Origin of the sequence: Tigheibacillus halophilus (assembly GCF_042683165.1) — a bacterium.
In the GTDB taxonomy this organism is placed as follows: Bacteria; Bacillota; Bacilli; order Bacillales; family Amphibacillaceae; genus Tigheibacillus; species Tigheibacillus halophilus.
On sequence record NZ_JBHUIZ010000018.1, the window covers coordinates 188,028 to 205,129 of the forward strand.

14 protein-coding genes and 1 pseudogene are annotated in these 17,102 nt (G+C 43.0%); all 15 read left to right on the plus strand.

Annotated elements, in window-relative coordinates:
* The 15 genes and pseudogenes from ACFSMW_RS19925 (at position 1) to ACFSMW_RS19995 (ending at position 16,753) form a co-directional block, all read left to right on the plus strand.
* Positions 1-1,887, plus strand: coding sequence for an ABC-F family ATP-binding cassette domain-containing protein (locus ACFSMW_RS19925; protein WP_390358064.1), 1,887 nt, complete (start codon positions 1-3; stop codon positions 1,885-1,887).
* Positions 1,888-2,035: 148 nt separating this feature from the next.
* Positions 2,036-3,088, plus strand: coding sequence for a C45 family autoproteolytic acyltransferase/hydolase (locus ACFSMW_RS19930; RefSeq protein WP_390358065.1), 1,053 nt, complete (start codon positions 2,036-2,038; stop codon positions 3,086-3,088).
* A gap of 29 nt (positions 3,089-3,117) precedes the next feature.
* Positions 3,118-4,071, plus strand: a complete 954-nt coding sequence (locus tag ACFSMW_RS19935) for a DMT family transporter (protein WP_390358066.1) — start codon at positions 3,118-3,120, stop codon at positions 4,069-4,071.
* A gap of 152 nt (positions 4,072-4,223) precedes the next feature.
* On the plus strand, positions 4,224-4,889 hold the full coding sequence (locus ACFSMW_RS19940) for a TerC family protein (RefSeq protein ID WP_390358141.1): 666 nt from the start codon (positions 4,224-4,226) through the stop codon (positions 4,887-4,889).
* Positions 4,890-4,979: 90 nt separating this feature from the next.
* A complete protein-coding gene (locus tag ACFSMW_RS19945; RefSeq protein ID WP_390358067.1) occupies positions 4,980-5,651 on the plus strand; it encodes a hypothetical protein in 672 nt (223 codons plus the stop codon).
* Between the two features lie 379 nt (positions 5,652-6,030).
* The gene (locus ACFSMW_RS19950; RefSeq protein WP_390358068.1) at positions 6,031-7,626 is read left to right on the plus strand and encodes a Na+/H+ antiporter NhaC family protein; all 1,596 of its coding nucleotides are present in this window, start codon (positions 6,031-6,033) and stop codon (positions 7,624-7,626) included.
* Positions 7,627-7,735: 109 nt separating this feature from the next.
* A complete protein-coding gene (locus ACFSMW_RS19955; protein WP_390358069.1) occupies positions 7,736-8,917 on the plus strand; it encodes an aminotransferase class I/II-fold pyridoxal phosphate-dependent enzyme in 1,182 nt (393 codons plus the stop codon).
* 32 nt (positions 8,918-8,949) lie between these two features.
* Positions 8,950-10,584 carry a thiamine pyrophosphate-dependent enzyme gene (locus tag ACFSMW_RS19960; RefSeq protein WP_390358142.1) on the plus strand — a complete coding sequence of 545 codons (1,635 nt, stop codon included), beginning with the start codon at positions 8,950-8,952 and terminating at the stop codon, positions 10,582-10,584.
* Positions 10,585-10,665: 81 nt separating this feature from the next.
* Positions 10,666-12,165, plus strand: a complete 1,500-nt coding sequence (locus tag ACFSMW_RS19965; protein ID WP_390358070.1) for an aldehyde dehydrogenase family protein — start codon at positions 10,666-10,668, stop codon at positions 12,163-12,165.
* Positions 12,166-12,320: 155 nt separating this feature from the next.
* Positions 12,321-13,493: a saccharopine dehydrogenase family protein gene (locus tag ACFSMW_RS19970; protein WP_390358071.1), complete on the plus strand. Its 1,173-nt coding sequence runs from the start codon at positions 12,321-12,323 to the stop codon at positions 13,491-13,493.
* Between the two features lie 118 nt (positions 13,494-13,611).
* Entirely contained in the window at positions 13,612-14,367 is a 756-nt protein-coding gene (locus tag ACFSMW_RS19975; protein ID WP_390358072.1) for an IclR family transcriptional regulator, read from the plus strand.
* A gap of 14 nt (positions 14,368-14,381) precedes the next feature.
* Positions 14,382-14,693, plus strand: a complete 312-nt coding sequence (locus ACFSMW_RS19980; protein ID WP_390358073.1) for a DUF3870 domain-containing protein — start codon at positions 14,382-14,384, stop codon at positions 14,691-14,693.
* A gap of 168 nt (positions 14,694-14,861) precedes the next feature.
* Positions 14,862-15,343 (plus strand): annotated as a pseudogene (locus tag ACFSMW_RS19985) (DinB family protein).
* A gap of 376 nt (positions 15,344-15,719) precedes the next feature.
* Entirely contained in the window at positions 15,720-16,163 is a 444-nt protein-coding gene (locus ACFSMW_RS19990) for a GNAT family N-acetyltransferase (protein ID WP_390358074.1), read from the plus strand.
* A 107-nt stretch (positions 16,164-16,270) separates the two neighbouring features.
* Positions 16,271-16,753 (plus strand): DinB family protein, encoded by a 483-nt coding sequence (locus tag ACFSMW_RS19995; protein WP_390358075.1) that lies wholly within the window; start codon positions 16,271-16,273, stop codon positions 16,751-16,753.
* Positions 16,754-17,102: the final 349 nt, after the last annotated feature.

A 17,102-nucleotide genomic window follows, 5' to 3' on the forward strand; every position in this document is an offset into this window, starting at 1 on the left:
ATGCTGGAATTCGAGAATCTATATAAGACGTTTGGCGATAAAACATTATTCAATCATATATCGGGTGTCATCCGCAGCAATGACAGAATCGGTTTGATCGGTGTCAATGGTACCGGAAAATCAACCTTTTTGAAAGCAATTGCCGGTATAGAGCCTGCGGAGTCGGGTTCTATCCAACATTCGAAAAATTACCATATCCAATACCTGGCCCAATCTCCTGAGCTTGATCCGGAGTTAACTGTTATGGAAGGTATATATTATGGCGATGCCATGATCATGAAAGTGATGCGAGATTATGAACGCGCGTTGCTTAAGTTAGAAAATGCTCCGGGCGATGAGAGATTGCAGGCGAAATTATTGGAAAGACAACAAGAAATGGATGAGAATGAAGCATGGGAGGCAAACACTGTCGCCAAAACGATTTTGAGTAAGTTGGGCATCAATAATACCGACGAAAAAATCGGACGGCTTTCCGGCGGACAGCAAAAACGTGTAGCCATTGCCAACGCCCTGATTCAGCCGGCGGACCTGTTGATTTTGGATGAGCCGACGAACCATTTGGATAACGAAACTGTTCAGTGGCTCGAAACATATCTGGCTGGATATAAAGGTGCACTCTTGTTGGTGACCCATGACCGTTATTTCTTAAATAGAGTCACTAATCGTATTTATGAATTGGATAAAGGCAATTTATATATGTACGAGGGCAATTATGAACTTTTTTTGGAGAAAAAAGCGGAGCGCGAAGAATTGGAAAGAGCAAATGAGCAGAAACATTCCAATACGCTGAGACGTGAACTGGCTTGGCTCAAACGTGGAGCGAAGGCAAGGTCGACCAAGCAGAAAGCGCGAATTGGTCGTGTTAAAGAAATGCAGCAAGAAACCTTTGATACGAATAAGGAGGCCGTCGCATTTGAAGTCGGGACGACGCGATTAGGGAAAAAAGTACTGGAGATCGAACATATTTCGAAATCATTTAGCGGTAACCCCCTGATCCATGATTTTAATAGATTGATCATCCCCGGAGACAGGATTGGCATTGTCGGTCCGAATGGCTCTGGCAAAACGTCTCTGCTTCAGATGCTTGCCGGGCGGTTGACCCCGGATTCCGGAACAATTGAAACCGGTGAAACGGTGAAAATAGGTTATTACACACAAAATGAAGAAGAGATTGATGGAGAACTGAAAGTCATCGATTATATTAAAGAAATTGCGGAGGTTATTCATACTGCGGATGACAAGGTGATTACAGCTGAGCAGATGCTTGAGCGTTTTCTTTTTCCGCGCCCGCAGCAATGGACATATATCCGCAGGCTGTCCGGTGGAGAAAAAAGGCGCTTATACTTGTTGAAAGTCTTGATGACTGAACCGAACGTTCTATTTTTGGATGAACCGACAAACGATTTGGACACACAAACGCTCGGTGTCCTGGAAGAATATTTGCAACAATTTCCCGGCGTTATTGTCACTGTTTCCCATGACCGCTATTTTCTCGATCGTGTTGTTGACGAACTCCTCATTTTCAAAGGTGCAGGAGTGATCGACAGTTTTTACGGCAACTACACGGAATGGCTGGAAACCATCCGGCAGACTCCGAATGAAACTGACAAAGATAAGAAAAAACAAGCTGAAAAAGTCCAGCAGCAGCCCAAAAAGAAAAAACTGTCCTATAAAGACCAGAAAGAATGGGAAGAAATTGAAGATCTCATTGCCGGTTTAGAAGGAAAAATAGCTGAACTGCAAGAAAATATAGCCGCAGCGGGCAGTGATCTGGAAAAAGTGCAGAGTTATTTCGCCGAGCAGCAAGAACTGGAAAAAAAGTTGGAAGAAAAAATGGAGAGATGGGAAGAGCTTTCCTTGCTTGTGGAAGAAATTGAAAATCAATAGATGTGCAATCAAAAAGCTGCGGGCATAATTTCCTTCAGCTTTTTTGCATGATTGTTTATCAAGGATTAAACACATTCTTTTGTAAAAGGCATTGTTTCGGCTAAACTATGAATAAAAGAACAGGGCTGAATGGAGAGGATTAATGCATATGCAAAAAATATATAGCGATGTGCTGCAGTTCCGGGGCAACCATTTTGATTTTGGTTATAAACAAGGTGTACTTCTGAAAGATTCCTATACATTGGAAAATAGGAAAAGGCAGTGGAAGATCAGACGGCCGCGTTTTTCAATTGATATAGCAGAAACAAAGGCTATTTTTCATCAGTTTGCTCCGGCGATTTGGGAAGAATTGCTTGGGCTGCAGGAAGCCTTGCAATGGCCATTAAAAGATGTGCTGCAAGATTTCGGCGGTTACAGGCTGGATTATGTCCGGAGCGGCTGTTCGATTTTTACTGGGGAAGATTATCTGATCCGTAATTATGATTATCATCCAAAAACATACGAGGGACGCTTCACGTTTTATCAGCCTGCAGATGAAGGATATGCCATTATCGGTCCCTCACAGCGGGTGACTGGCCGTATGGATGGCATGAATGAAAAAGGCCTTGTCATGGGTTATAATTTCATGCATCGGAAGAAGCCTGGCGATGGTTTTATCTGCAATATGATTGGCAGGATTATATTGGAAACATGTGCAAGTGCCGCTGAAGCCATTGCCCTTTTAAAAGAAATTCCTCATAGGCATTCTTTCAGTTATACGGTGCTGGACAAAAATCGCGAAACTTTTATTATAGAGGCAACGCCGCGCAGTATTGAGGTCCGTCGCAGTCATTTTTGCACGAATCATTTTGAAATGCTGACCGAAGAAAACCGGAACCATTTATCAGATTCAAAAGAACGCTTGGATGCGATGGAAACACATGCACCACAAATCAGCAGTGCCCATGATGCGTTTCGCATGTTAAATGATTCAAATCGTGGCGTTTTTTCCAATCAGTATAAAAATTGGTCGGGGACGATTCATACTTCGGCATATTTTCCGGAAAAACAAAAAGTCTGGTTTGCCCTTGGTGGAGACCGCGAGCCGGTCGTATTTGATTTCAGAAAATGGCTGGAAGGAGAAAATTCTCACTTAATACGCATATTTGGTGAAGTGGATACGAAGTTGCCATTTGTGCATATGCAAAACTATGTGCGCTGATCAGGCAACAAACAGAAGCAGGAGATGAAATGAAACGTATGAAGGATATATTGACGAAAAAATGGGTTGTGGTTTCCATCGCGGTTTTTTGCGCCATACTTTGGGGGAGTGCCTTTCCTGTTTTGAAAGTGAGTTATGAAGAAATGCACATGGCCGCAAATGACACCATCGCCAAAGTCGTATTTGCCGGCATGAGATTTTTAATGGCAGGATTAATGTTGATTATTGGTCTACTGCTTGCCAACAGAAAGTCTTTGAAAGTGACGAAGAGGCAGTTTCGTTTTTTAATCGTATTCGGTGTGATTCAAACTGCACTGCAATATTTTTTCTTTTATAATGGACTTGCCCACACCTCTGGTATGCAAGGTGCGATTTTATCATCAAGCGGAACTTTTTTCACTGTGCTTATTGCACACTTCTTTTACCGTAACGATCGTTTGAATGGTGCGAAAACAATTGGTCTGATTGCTGGTTTTGGCGGAATCATTGTAGCCAATTGGGGGCAATCTTTCCATTTTGTTTTTCAATTCAATGGCGAAGGCTATATGATACTTGCGGCATTGACCGGTGCAATCGGAACCATCATGGCTAAGGAAATGGCGATTGGTATACATCCATTCGCATTGACAGGCTTTCAATTGACGATCGGCTCCGTGTTGTTGCTGTTAGTCGGCTTGCCGCAAATGCAACCTGGCGCAATCGTATTTACACCGCTTGGCTGGGTGCTGCTGATTTATTCAGCTTTTCTTTCTGCTGCGGCATTTGCATTATGGTATTCGATTCTGAAATACAATAAAGCAGGTGAAATTGCTATCTATAAATTCATCACGCCTGTTTCAGGTGCAATTTTGTCTGCCATGTTCATCAAAGGAGAGTCATTGAACATGGCTATCTTAGCTGGGGTGGCATTGGTAGCAGCCGGCGTCTCAGCAATCAATTTTAAAAAAAGGGAAACGGAACAGATTGTCCAAAAAAGAGGATAGATGGCCTGAGATACAGATCTTGTTTGACAACAATGTGATCAGCAGTTATTTTTTAGGTATGAATCTGCTTTAAAAGAAAACTCGTTTTACTACAAGCAGATGTAGTATAATAGGTAAAGCATGTTGCGAAAGGTGGCAAAAAAGTGCTTGGGATCGAGTTTTCAACTGCATCCTTTATCATTCTACTGAAAATCATCGCCATCGACATCGTTTTGTCTGGTGATAACGCAGTTGTTATAGCCATGGCGACAAGAAGGTTACCAAAGGGACAGCAAAATAAAGCGATTTTGCTGGGGACGGCAGGGGCAGTCGTACTAAGGATTTTATTCGCTATTTTAATCATTTATTTATTAAAGGTTCCTTTTGTTCATTTGATAGGCGGATTGTTGCTGCTTTATATTGCCTATAATGTGCTTGCGGGAGATGATTCCGAAGCAGACATCCATTCATCCGGTACATTAAAGAAAGCTGTTATGACCATCATCATGGCTGATGCATTGATGAGCCTGGATAATGTTGTTGCTATCGCGGGTGCCGCGAAAGGACATATTGGTATGCTGATTCTTGGTGTTGCTGTCAGTATCCCTATCATGATATTCGGCTCGAAATTGATTGTAAGGATCATGGACAAGTTCTCCTGGATCGCTTATATAGGTGCAGCCATCCTGGCATGGACAGCCGCGGACATGATTATGGAGGACAAGCTTGTGATCGATGCCTTGCATCTTGACACAAATATGGAGATATATTCTCTTATGGCTTTAGTAACAGCAGCACTGTTGGTAATTGGATATTTGCGCAATCGAAGGACAAATTAACACATGCATAAGAATTTTTGTTTAAAAATAGGTTGGTAGTGGGAAAATGACTCATGGATAGGTTTTTAAACAATTTCGGGAGGGGAAAACATGAATCTGCTTCAAGTAAGAAAAGGACAATTTGTTTTTTATGAAAATGAATTGCACAAGGTTTACTCGGTGAAACCTTTGCTGAAAAATTCCGTTCACCTGTATCGTTTGAAAGATATGAAACAAGTGCTGACAAAAGCGAAGGATATATCATATTACAAACCGAAGCACAATGATACATTCATTTTTTATGGCAAACGCTATACGATTGATCAAAACGCTTTGCCAGAACCAGGTAATTATATTTTAATCACAAAACCTGCGCCCGATTTTCTCGACCATTATTCATTGAATGAAATCGAAAAGGTGGATAGTGTGGAAAACGGCAATGTGGTTACGACAAGAGACAACGGTGTGAAACATCATGAATATGTCGTACTTGTTCCCGGCAGGAAAGAGGGGAGCCAAGAAATCGCTTATTATGACAAATCACTTGTACCTGAGTCGAAACAAATTGAAGACGAATCTGTACAGTATCTGGCTGAGCAGGAAGATTCACTGAAGCCGGAAGTCGGTGATATTTATTATGACAACAACAAACAGACAAAGGCCATGATTATCGCTATCACGGATGACGAAGTAATCTTCGGACATGGCGCCCGAGTGCATTTTGCGGAACTTTTGGATGAGAACAACTACCGCCTCGTCTATCGTTTCGAAGAGGATATTTAGGAGGAATCAAATCCCCCTCTACATATGAAACTGTTCTGGTTATTTTCCAGGACAGTTTTTTTGGTATCAGTAAGCTATCTGCAGCTAATGCTTTAACTTGCAGACCGCTGTTTGAAATCAAGAGATGTTCTGAAACTTGCTTTGCGGAAGGGACGCTGTGCCGAAACCAAAAGTATGCTGTTCTGCTCTCAATCTGCCCTATGTAGCTTTATGTCGCCACCAAATTATTTAAAAACTGAAAAGTTTTGGGAGCAGGCAGGTTTTTTTATATTTGTTAGCGAATAAGTTATATATGACGGATAATTTAGTAATATCCGATAACAATGAGAGGAGGGCGGATCACGTTAAAAATCGATTAAATAGAAAGGGGGATAAATGAATGGTTGAAACGATCTGGTCACTTGTCCCTCCGCTTTTAGCAATCCTCATGGTTCTATTGACAAAGAGAGTTTTGCTATCGCTGGGGGTGGGCATCATTGCGGCAGCACTTTTCACAGCAAGTTTCAATCCAGAACATACACTTTCATTGATTTGGAACGCATTTAAAGGCGTGTTTGTGGAAGATGGCGGTCTGAACACGTGGAATGTTTATATTTTGCTTTTTGTTCTGCTGTTAGGCATTTTGACAGCGTTCGTTTCCATGATGGGGGGAACGAAAGCGTTCGGTGACTGGATGATTCGCCGCGTCAAAACAAGAGCCGGTGCCCAAATTATGACAATTGTTTTAGGGATAGTCGTTTTTGTAGATGACTATTTCAACAGTTTGACTGTAGGGCAGATAGCACGGCCGGTCACAGATAAACACAGGATATCTCGTTCCAAGCTGGCATACATTGTGGATTCCACTTCTGCGCCTGTCTGTGTGGTTGCGCCGGTCTCCAGCTGGGGTGCCTATATCATCGGTTTAATCGGGACCGTTCTTGTGACAGAAGAAGTAGCCGGAGTTTCTGCATTCGGTGCTTTCCTGCAAATGATACCAATGAATTTTTATGTATGGGCTGCACTTGGAACTATTTTCATTATCGCGATTAGACAGGCTGACTTTGGTCCAATGAGAACACATGAAAAACGCGCTTTAGAAACAGGGGAATTGCTTGATCCGGAAAAGAAGGAGATTGTCGATATTACGAATGATATGCCAACAAGCCGATTGGGCGGTATCAAGGATTTGGTCATTCCAATTACAGTGCTTTTCCTGGCCACGGTCGGATTTATTTATTTGACCGGCATACAAGCTCTTGGTGAGGAAAAAGCGCATACGCTGATGAATATTTTTGGAGAAGCTGATGTTTCCAAGTCGCTGCTTTATGGAGGGATTACAGGTATTGCTGCTACATTGCTTTTGTTTTTACGACATGTCGGCAAAAAAGAGCTGAACGGAACTCACTTCATCAATGGGGTTATCAGCGGTTCAAAGTCAATGATGCCGGCCTTTGCTATTCTTATTTTTGCTTGGGCGATCGTGGATCTGATTGACCAACTTGGTACAGGGGTTTATTTGGCTCAATTGGTGAAGGATGCCAATATGAGTTACACGTTATTGCCATTGATTGTATTTTTGATGGCAGGGTTTATCGCTTTTGCTACTGGGACATCTTGGGGTTCGTTCGCACTGCTGCTCCCGATAGCTGGAAAAATTGCCATGGTAACGGAACCGGATCTATTGCTGCCGATGCTTGCTGCAGTCTTGGCAGGCTCTGTGTTTGGTGACCATTGTTCGCCAATATCTGATACGACTATCATGTCTTCTACAGGGTCGAATTGTCATCATATTGATCATGTCATGACGCAATTGCCTTACGCACTAGTATCGGCATTGATCGCAGGGGCCGGTTATTTAGCATTAGGGCTGAGCAATAATGTGTGGATCGGTTTGGCAATTGTCATTGCCGGATTGGCCATATTGTATTTTAGTTTGAATAAACCTCTTTCTTCAGCTATTGGGGCAGAAGAAAAAGTTGCACAATCAAAGTGAAAGAAAAAACATCATTTTTCTAAAAACATTTGAAAATTTAAAAATGTTGATTTATAATATTAATTGGTTAATGAAACATCATTTCATTAAATGAAACAGAGGGATGGGAATGCAGTTTGTTTCAGAGAGCGTGAAAAATTTACCGCCGTACTTGTTCGCTGAGCTTGAAAAAAAGAAGCGGGCTTTGCAGGAACAAGGTGTTGATGTGATTGATTTGGGAATCGGGGCACCTGATTTACCAACGCCGTCTTTCATTGTGGAAGAATTGGCATCAGCTGCCCGTGCTCCACTTAACCACCGTTATTCCAGTTATCAAGGCTGCAAGGAATTCAGAGAAGCAGTCGCTTTATTCTATCAGCGGCATTATGGTGTATCTTTGGATCCAGACACTGAAGTGCTGACGCTAATCGGCTCGAAAGAAGGAATTGCACACCTTCTGCAGGCGGTTGTCAATCCGGGGGAAACAGTGATTACGCCGAATCCCGGCTATCCGGTTTACCGGTCCGCAATTCATCTGGTCGGAGCAAAAGCAGCTGACTTACCACTGGATGCCGACGATAACTATGCACCGGCGTTCTCTAAAGTGAGTAAAAGTGTAAAAGATGCTGCGAAAGCTATGCTGCTCAATTATCCTGCAAATCCTACCGCTGCAACAGTAGAATTAAACACTTTTATGAAAGCGATTGCATTTGCGAAAGAGAACGAGCTTTTGTTGATAAATGATATGGCTTATGACTTGATAACTTTTGGGGACTATACTGCCCCGAGTATACTTCAAGTCCCTGGTGCCAAGGAATGGGCGATTGAATTCGGTTCTTTATCAAAAAGTTTCAACATGACTGGATGGCGGATTGGTTTTGCAGTAGGGAATAAAAAGGCGGTCAGATCACTTGCGACATTGAAAAGCAATGTGGATTCATCACAATTCCTGCCAGTGCAGCTGGCAGCAGCAAAAGCACTTCGCAGTGATCTATCGGCGACTCGGGAACATGCGGAAATATTTCGGACCCGGATGGAAAAAATGCATGCTGGACTGCACAAGCTTGGCATCCGGGCGAATAAACCAAAAGGGACGATATTTCTGTGGATACGCGTTCCGGCTGCATACACATCTTCAGCATTTGCTGAGAAGCTGCTGGAAGAGGCAGGCATCATCATCACACCGGGAACTGCCTTTGGCAGTGCAGGCGAGGGGTATGCACGTATCGCTTTGACGGTTTCGTCTGAAAGGCTGGATGAGGTGCTGGAGCGCCTAATGCAGCTTGATTTAAAAGGGGGCAATAAAACGTGAATACGGCAGTTTCCGCAAAGCAAGCTGTAAAGATGACAGGGGCTCAGGCTATCGTTGCTTGTATGAAACAAGAAAATATCACCAAGGTATTTTGCGTTCCAGGAGAAAGTTATTTACCTGTGCTGGATGCTTTACATGATGAGGACAGTATGGAGGTCATTACAGCCAGACATGAAGGCGGGGCAGCATTCATGGCTGAAAGCTATGCGAAATCCACCTTGAAGCCGGGTGTTGTCATGGCGACCAGGGGAGTCGGCGCTTCCAATTTAGCTATTGGCGTCCATACAGCGATGCAGGATTCAACTCCAGTGGTGGTGCTGCTCGGACAGGTGCACAGCAAATTTTCTGGAAGGGAAGGATTTCAGGAAGTCGATTTGGTTCATTATTTCCAGCCGATCAGCAAATGGACGGTAGAAATCAAGGATGCGGATCGGATTCCTGAGCTGGTTCAGCGAGCATTTCGCATAGCTAAATCTGGACGGCCCGGCCCCGTGGTCATTTCATTACCGGAAGATGTGCTGCCGGAAGTTGCAGAAATGCGGATTGGGCCTGTAGCTGAAAAGCCAAAACCAGCACCATCAGAAGAAGAAATCGAAAAAACTGCGGCGATGCTGAACGGAGCCAGGCAACCTGTCATTATTGCTGGCGGCGGAGTGAAGGCGGCTGGAGCGGAAGAATTGCTGGCCAAATTTTCCACGCGATGCAAGCTGCCGGTACTGGCTGCTTTCCGCCGGCACGATGTAATTGACAGCAAGCATGAAATGTATGCGGGACATCTCGGGCTGGGACTGAGTCCGACCATTAGGCAAACTGTAAAGGAAGCAGACCTGATCCTCGTTCTCGGAAGCCGGTTATCCGAAGTGACCACACAGGATTATGGCCTGATTGAAGCTAGCCAGAAAATGATCCATATAGATATTGATGCAAATACACTCGGAAAGGTCTACGCCCCAGATGTCGGTATAGTCGCTGATATGAAAGAAGCGCTGCTTAAGCTGCTGCAAATGGACATCTCGGTCACATGGGGGGATTGGGCGGCTGCGACACATGATTCATATAAACAGACCTGTGTGTTGCAGGTTTCGAAAAATGATGTGCTGAATAAATTTGTCATCGCGGAGCTAGCCGAAAAATTGCCGAAAAATGCATTGCTTACAAATGATGCCGGTAATTTTGCAGGCTGGATGCATCGTTATTATCCATTTAGAACAACACATAGTTATGTTGGACCGACTTCGGGGGCAATGGGTTATGGAATGCCGGCTGCCCTTGGCGCAAAGCTGGCATTCCCGCATAAGACAGTTGTTTCTTTATCCGGTGATGGCGGATTCATGATGACGGTATCCGAGCTGGAAACAGCAGTCCGGCACCAAATTCATATCATCGCGATCGTGTTCAATAACCAAATGTACGGAACTATCCGCATGCATCAGGAAATGCATTACCCAGAAAGAACCATCGCAACAGACTTGGGGAGAGTGTCTTTTGTCCAGCTTGCTGAAAGTATGGGAGCAAAAGGCTGCCTTGTTACAACCAGGAAAGATTTTTCCGAGGCGTTTGATGAAGCGCTTCATTCCGATTGTTGTACCGTCATTGAAGTGATGACAAATCCGGAACAGATATCTGTTTCCGCAACTATTGCAGATATCAGGAGTAAAAAGAAGTGAATGGTTTGCAGTCCTACACACATATTTTTTAGTAACCAGACATAGGATACTATTTGTCTATGAAAATGGGAGGTTTTGAATGTGACAGAAGCAGTAATTGATACAAAAAAACTAGCAAACTTTATCGACGGTGTTTGGGAGAAAGAAAAAGTGGAATCTGTGCCGGTGATCAACCCGGCGACAGGAGAAAGCATCGTGGAGGTGCCTCTGTCTACAGCTGAGGATGTGGATCGGGCTGTGGCTGCAGCAAAAAAAGCACAAAAAGAATGGTCGCTTGTTCCCGCTCCGCAACGTGCAGAAGTCCTTTTCAAAATAGGAAGTCTGATGAAAGAGCGTAAGGAGCATCTTGCACAGCTGTTGACAATGGAAAACGGTAAAGTGATTGAAGAAGGCAGGGGAGAAGTGCAGGAAGGCATCGATATGGCATTTTACATGGCAGGTGAAGGCAGAAGGATGTTCGGACAGACGACACCGTCAGAACTTAAAAATAAATTTGCTATGAGCGTACGGGCACCAATCGGTGTGGTTGGCATTATCACACCATGGAACTTTCCAATCGCTATTGCTACGTGGAAATCTTTTCCTGCCATTGTTGCTGGGAATGCCGTTGTCTGGAAACCAGCGACTGAGACACCAATCATGGCTTATGAACTTGCAAAGATTTGTGAAGAAGCGGGGCTGCCTAAAGGTGTTTTGAACGTTGTGTTCGGTAAAGGATCTACTGTAGGAGACAGCATGGTACACCATGATGACATCCGAGTCATTTCCTTTACGGGATCTAATGATACAGGGCGCGATATCGCTGCGGAATGTGGGAAGCAGCTGAAAAAGCTGTCCATGGAAATGGGTGGAAAAAACGCAGTGATCGTAATGGATGATGCTGACTTGGACTTGGCTGTGGAAGGCATCTTATGGAGTGCTTTCGGTACAAGCGGGCAACGTTGTACAGCCTGCAGCAGAGTTATTGTCCACAAAGATGTGAAAACAGCGGTGGAGGAACGTCTGCTGTCTGCCATGGAGACATTGACCATTGGCAATGGATTGGATGAATCTATTAAGGTCGGTCCGATCATCAATCAAGCAGGCATTGATAAAATAAAAAAATATATTAGCATCGGCAATGAAGAGGGAGCTAAACTGCTTGCCGGCGGCTATGAACTGAAAGATGGCAAATACAAATCCGGCCATTATTTTGCTCCGACATTATTCACAAATGTTAAAGCAGACATGCGCATAGGCCAGGAAGAAATCTTTGGCCCGGTTGTTTCGCTCATTCCTGTGGATAGTTTTGAAGAAGCGATAGAAGCCAACAACAGCGTTTCGTACGGATTATCCAGCTCTATTTTCACGAAGGATGTCAATCGGGTATTTCAAGCGCAGCGAGATTTGGATACCGGTATCGTGTACGTGAATGCGGGAACAACTGGAGCTGAAATCCATCTGCCATTCGGCGGCACGAAAGGGACCGGAAACGGGCATCGTGATTCCGGCGTGCAAGCCTTGGATGTTTTTACGGAATGGAAAGCAGTTTACGTCGATTACAGTGGCAAACTGCAACGGGCCCAAATAGACGTAGAATAACTGGCAGAAGTACTGAAGAGATTCGCCCGGCACATTGGTGCTGCCGGGCGCCTGCTTTGATGCAGTAGAGAGGACGACCGCTTTTAACCGGTGAACAGAGCCCGCAACAAAAAGCTATTGCAGATCCAATGAATCGAAACAAGGGAGTGATCGTTTTGAAAATAGGTGTATTAGGATCAGGACTCATGGGAAAAGAAGCAGCGAGGGACTTGACCCAAAATGAGGGGGTGACAGCTGTCGGTCTTGCAGACATCGACTTGGAAAGGGCCAGGCAGGTTTGTGATCAGTTACATTCCCCAAAGCTGAAAGCCTATCAGGTCAATGCCGCCGATGAGGAAGATTTAGCAAATTATATGCAACAATTCGATGTCATCATCAATGCGCTTTTCTATTCGTTTAACGAAATTGTTGCCAAGACTGCTATAAAAGTTGGTGTAAACTCTGTCGATCTTGGGGGGCATATTGGTCATATCACTGACAAAGTACTGGATCTGAAAAAAGAAGCGGAAACTGCAGGTGTGACTGTTATTCCGGATCTTGGTGTTGCACCAGGAATGATCAATATTTTATCCGGGCACGGCGTGAGCAAGCTGGATAAAACGGAATCTATCAAACTGTATGTTGGCGGCATCCCAGTTAAACCTGAACCGCCTTTCGAGTATAATCACGTTTTTTCAATGGAAGGCCTGCTTGACCACTATACGGATCCTTCGTTGATCATTCGCAATGGGAATAAAGTTGAAGTGCCTTCATTGTCTGAAATAGAGCAGGTTTATTTTGAGCGATTCGGTCCCTTAGAAGCTTTCCACACTTCCGGAGGAACATCGACACTTTCCTTTTCTTACCCGGATTTGGAAACACTCGAGTACAAGACGATCCGTTACAGAGGCCATGCGGAAAAGTTCAAACTGCTCGTCGATCTGAATTTGACAAGAACTGATTATGAGGTGGAACTGCGAGGAGAGAAAATCAACCCGCGTGAAGTGTTGCTGAAGGTGCTTGACCCGATTGTCGAACTCGGAGAAAAAGATGATGCCGTATTGCTCCGTGTAATTGTCGCCGGAATAAAAAACGGAGAACAAGCTGCATATGAATATGAGATGACAACCTATAAAGATCGAAAGAATAACGTAACGGCCATGGCAAGAGCCACTGCCAATACGATATCTGTTGTAGCACAAATGATCGGCGCCGGTCATATTCAGCAAAAAGGTGTCTACCCGCCAGAGCAGATCGTACCAGGTGATTTATACATGAAAGAGATGGCAAAACGTGGAGTGAATATCATAGAAACGGAGCATGTGGAAAAGACACATATTCGGATGTAAAAGCATAGAATTTTTTCAAAAATACACCGAAACATGAAAAGCCCCTGTACATGCAGGGGCTTTTCATGGCAGAATAAAGGAATAGACTTTGCAGAAAAATGAAAATAGGGGATTTAACATGAACCAGAGTGTGATTAAAGCATTGAAATTATTGGACTTGTTTACAGCGGAAACGCCAGAATTGGCATTGCGGGATATTGCTGATCAGGCAAACATGCCCAAGCCCACCGTTTATCGGCTGTTAACTGCGCTGGAATCGCTGGACTATATACATAAAGTAGGAGATACAGGAAACTACAGGCTAGGCTTGAAGCTCCTTGAACTTGGAAGGCTGGTTTCTGACCAGCTGGAGGTACGGACGGTAGCTTTTCCGTTTATGCAACAGCTGGCAATGAAGATCAATGAAGCTGTTCATCTTGTCATTGCCAATCAAAACCAGGCGACTTACATTGAAAAAGTGGATAGCAACCAAGCACTAAGATTGTTTACGAAAGTCGGCAAAAGTTCCCCACTTCATATCGGATCTGGCCCCAAGCTGTTATTTGCTTTCATGTCTGCAGAAAAGCAGATAGAGATCATGCGTCATTTAATGTCTGCTGGCCAGGGCCAGAAATCCTTTCTAAAGGAAGATGAGCTTTTTGATCAGCTGCAGAAAATTCGCGACACCGGGTATGCCTATAGCATTGGTGAACAGGATGAAGATACTACCGGGATTTCTTATCCAATCTATGATTTTAGAAATCATGTTGTCGCTTCCTTGACAGTCAGCGGCTTATCCAGTCATTTCATTGGGAAAAATTTGGAATTCATCAAAAGGGAAACGCAACGGACAGCAATCATGATATCGAAAAAACTTGGCTATACACGTGACTGAGGGGGGAGTGGCTTATGAAAACCGTATTTATCGCTGGACATGCCAGGCTTCCTTCTGGGATGGCGGCAAAAAGCATATATGATACATTGACGATTACCGCAGAAATAGATAAAAAATATGGTGTCATTGTCAATGCTGGGTGTACATTGGCAACAATCCACGGCAGAGAATTCGTTCAGCAGCTTTTGCGCGGGCATAGTTTGCAAGACGGTATTAGTGAACCGGAAAAGAAATTGCGGGAGCACTATTTGGGAAAAGCAGGCAACGCACTCGTGTCCGCACTCCATGATTTATATAAGCAGTACGAGGCACATAAGAATAGTTAAGCAATCCCGGTAAATATCGTGAGAATACGAATATGTAACATGATCAGAATGGAGTTATGAAAGAATCTTATTTCAACTGGACTAAATGGCAGAATAAGATTCTATGCTGCACAATTTGTTGTAAAAAAATCTTCTTTTGATAGGACTATCTGAATGGAGGATTCCGGGATGTTAAAACTGTTCCAATATAACTGGCAAGTTCGTGATGATTGGTTCAGATGGTGCGAAGATGTTTCTGAAGAAGAATTATTGAAGATGCGAGTGGAAAGAGTTGGCAGCATTCTCTACAGATTGTTTCACATTGCAGATGTTGAATACAGCTGGATTTTAGGACTAAAAAAAGGGGAACCAGAGCCTGAGGAGCCGCCTTTCGAGTCCTTCTTAAGCTTGCAAAGGGTGAAGGAATTTTGAAGACATTGTCATAAGGAAGTGGAACCTTTTATCATTCCTGGACAAACGAAATGGAATCCCGGATACATTCAGAAAATGATTCCAGTGGAAAGGCGATTCGTTATAAATATGGAGAGATTATGCTGCATGTCATTGCCCACGAAATACACCACATTGGTCCGTTATCAGTATGGTCGCGTGAATTGGGAAAGGAACCGGTGACTGCAAATTTGATTAGAAGGGGATTATTTGAGGATTAGGCTGCCTGCGTTGAGTGATGACACATTCCATAGGGATTGTGATCCAGGAGAATTTTTTATTAGGAGAGGTCAATAAACATGGGGGCATTTAAAGAATTTTTATCAAGTTTTTTACTTGTGCTGGGTTGGTTTGTTTTTGCAATAACTACGTATTTGCTTTTTTGGACGATTATCATGCCGTCCATTACAATTATCCCTTTTCTTTTTTCTTTTGTGATAGGTTTCATGTGTTTTTATGTATCAAGAAAGTTTGATGGCAGGGGAACTGAATAACGCTTTTTTATTCTTTACAATAGCATTCTGAATTGAATCGGCGCATGTTAAAGATAAGGGCCAGTTAAAAAAGTAAGATTATTTACAAGGATGCGATCAATAGATGGAACAAAAATTTAAAGTGTTTTTAGAAAAAAACGATGAAATTTTCACTTTCTTAAAAAATGAAGTGAGAGATTATAATAACCAACACTCGGTTCATCATCGAGAGGCAAGGAAACAGGGCTCTGTCCAGCCCATAAACATTATTGTATCAGATGGCAATGAACAATGGGTCGGTGGAATAACTGCTGAAGTCTATTGGGATTGGGTTGAAATTACTTGGTTTTGGTTAAGTGAAGATTTTCGTGGTAAAGGATTGGGTAGCTCATTAATTCGTAAGACAGAGGAATTAGCAGAAGAAATGGGTGCAACAAAGGCGATAGTGACAACATTTGAATTTCAAGCTCGGTCGTTCTATGCATTAAAAGGTTATGAGGTTGTTGGAGAGGTTAAAGGTTATCCACCTGGAAGCAGTTATTATACAATGGTTAAATCATTAGAATAATAGGTAATAGTTCTTCAAACGGATGTGTTTGTTGAATAGAAAATGTGCTTATACTGGACCAGATTGTTGAACAAAAGGACTATTTTACAAAATAAGGGGGAAGATAGTTGGCTAAATCGTACTTGAGAATTTTATGGGTTATTCTCACACTCATACCAGCACCGTACTTATTTCACTTTTATGAGTACGGGCAGTTCATCAAGCATAAGGAAGCTCCCTTCCTGTTTTTAGCTTCCATATTATTTGTTTTGATAGTTGGCTTTTTATCTTGTCTAGTAAAAATCCGTTATGTAGTCCTGATCCATATATTAGTAGCAATAACCTCAGTAGTATTAGCTATAAATTTCATTTCTGATGATGGTGGTCAAAATTGGAAGAAAACAAAACAGGAATACTTCTCTGTTCATCGTGAACTTGGGAAAATACTAGCAAAATCAGACTATGAAGACTTGTATAGAGAGATACCGGGAGAAGATAATTCATTAGTGCTTGAACTGAAGAGTTTAGGGTTGCACGACGCATATCATATTGGGCAAATTGTATTCCTAAGTAAAATGCAAGGAGCTTGGCCAGGGAAACGCAACTTTTAAAGCGCTTTATTAGAATTTTAATTATTCGACTATAGGGCGCGATTATCGTAATGTGTATGACGAAAAGGGCGGTGAGGAGGAGAGCCCCTCCAATCCTAATTTATATTCAGAAATATGGAACTTAAGTCCACTGCTGCAAGAATAACTGTAAACTGTATTCACACGAGATTGCTTAACAGCATTATTTGTTAATAGGTCAACTAACTGAATAAATCAAAGGAGAACAAGGGTTGATGAGTTCAGTAAAACAAAACAAATGTATGTACTTTTATCATTTTTATGTGCATGCGGATCAAGAAATGGAATTTGCAGGACTTCAATTCTATTTTTTTAAGATCTAATTATTAGT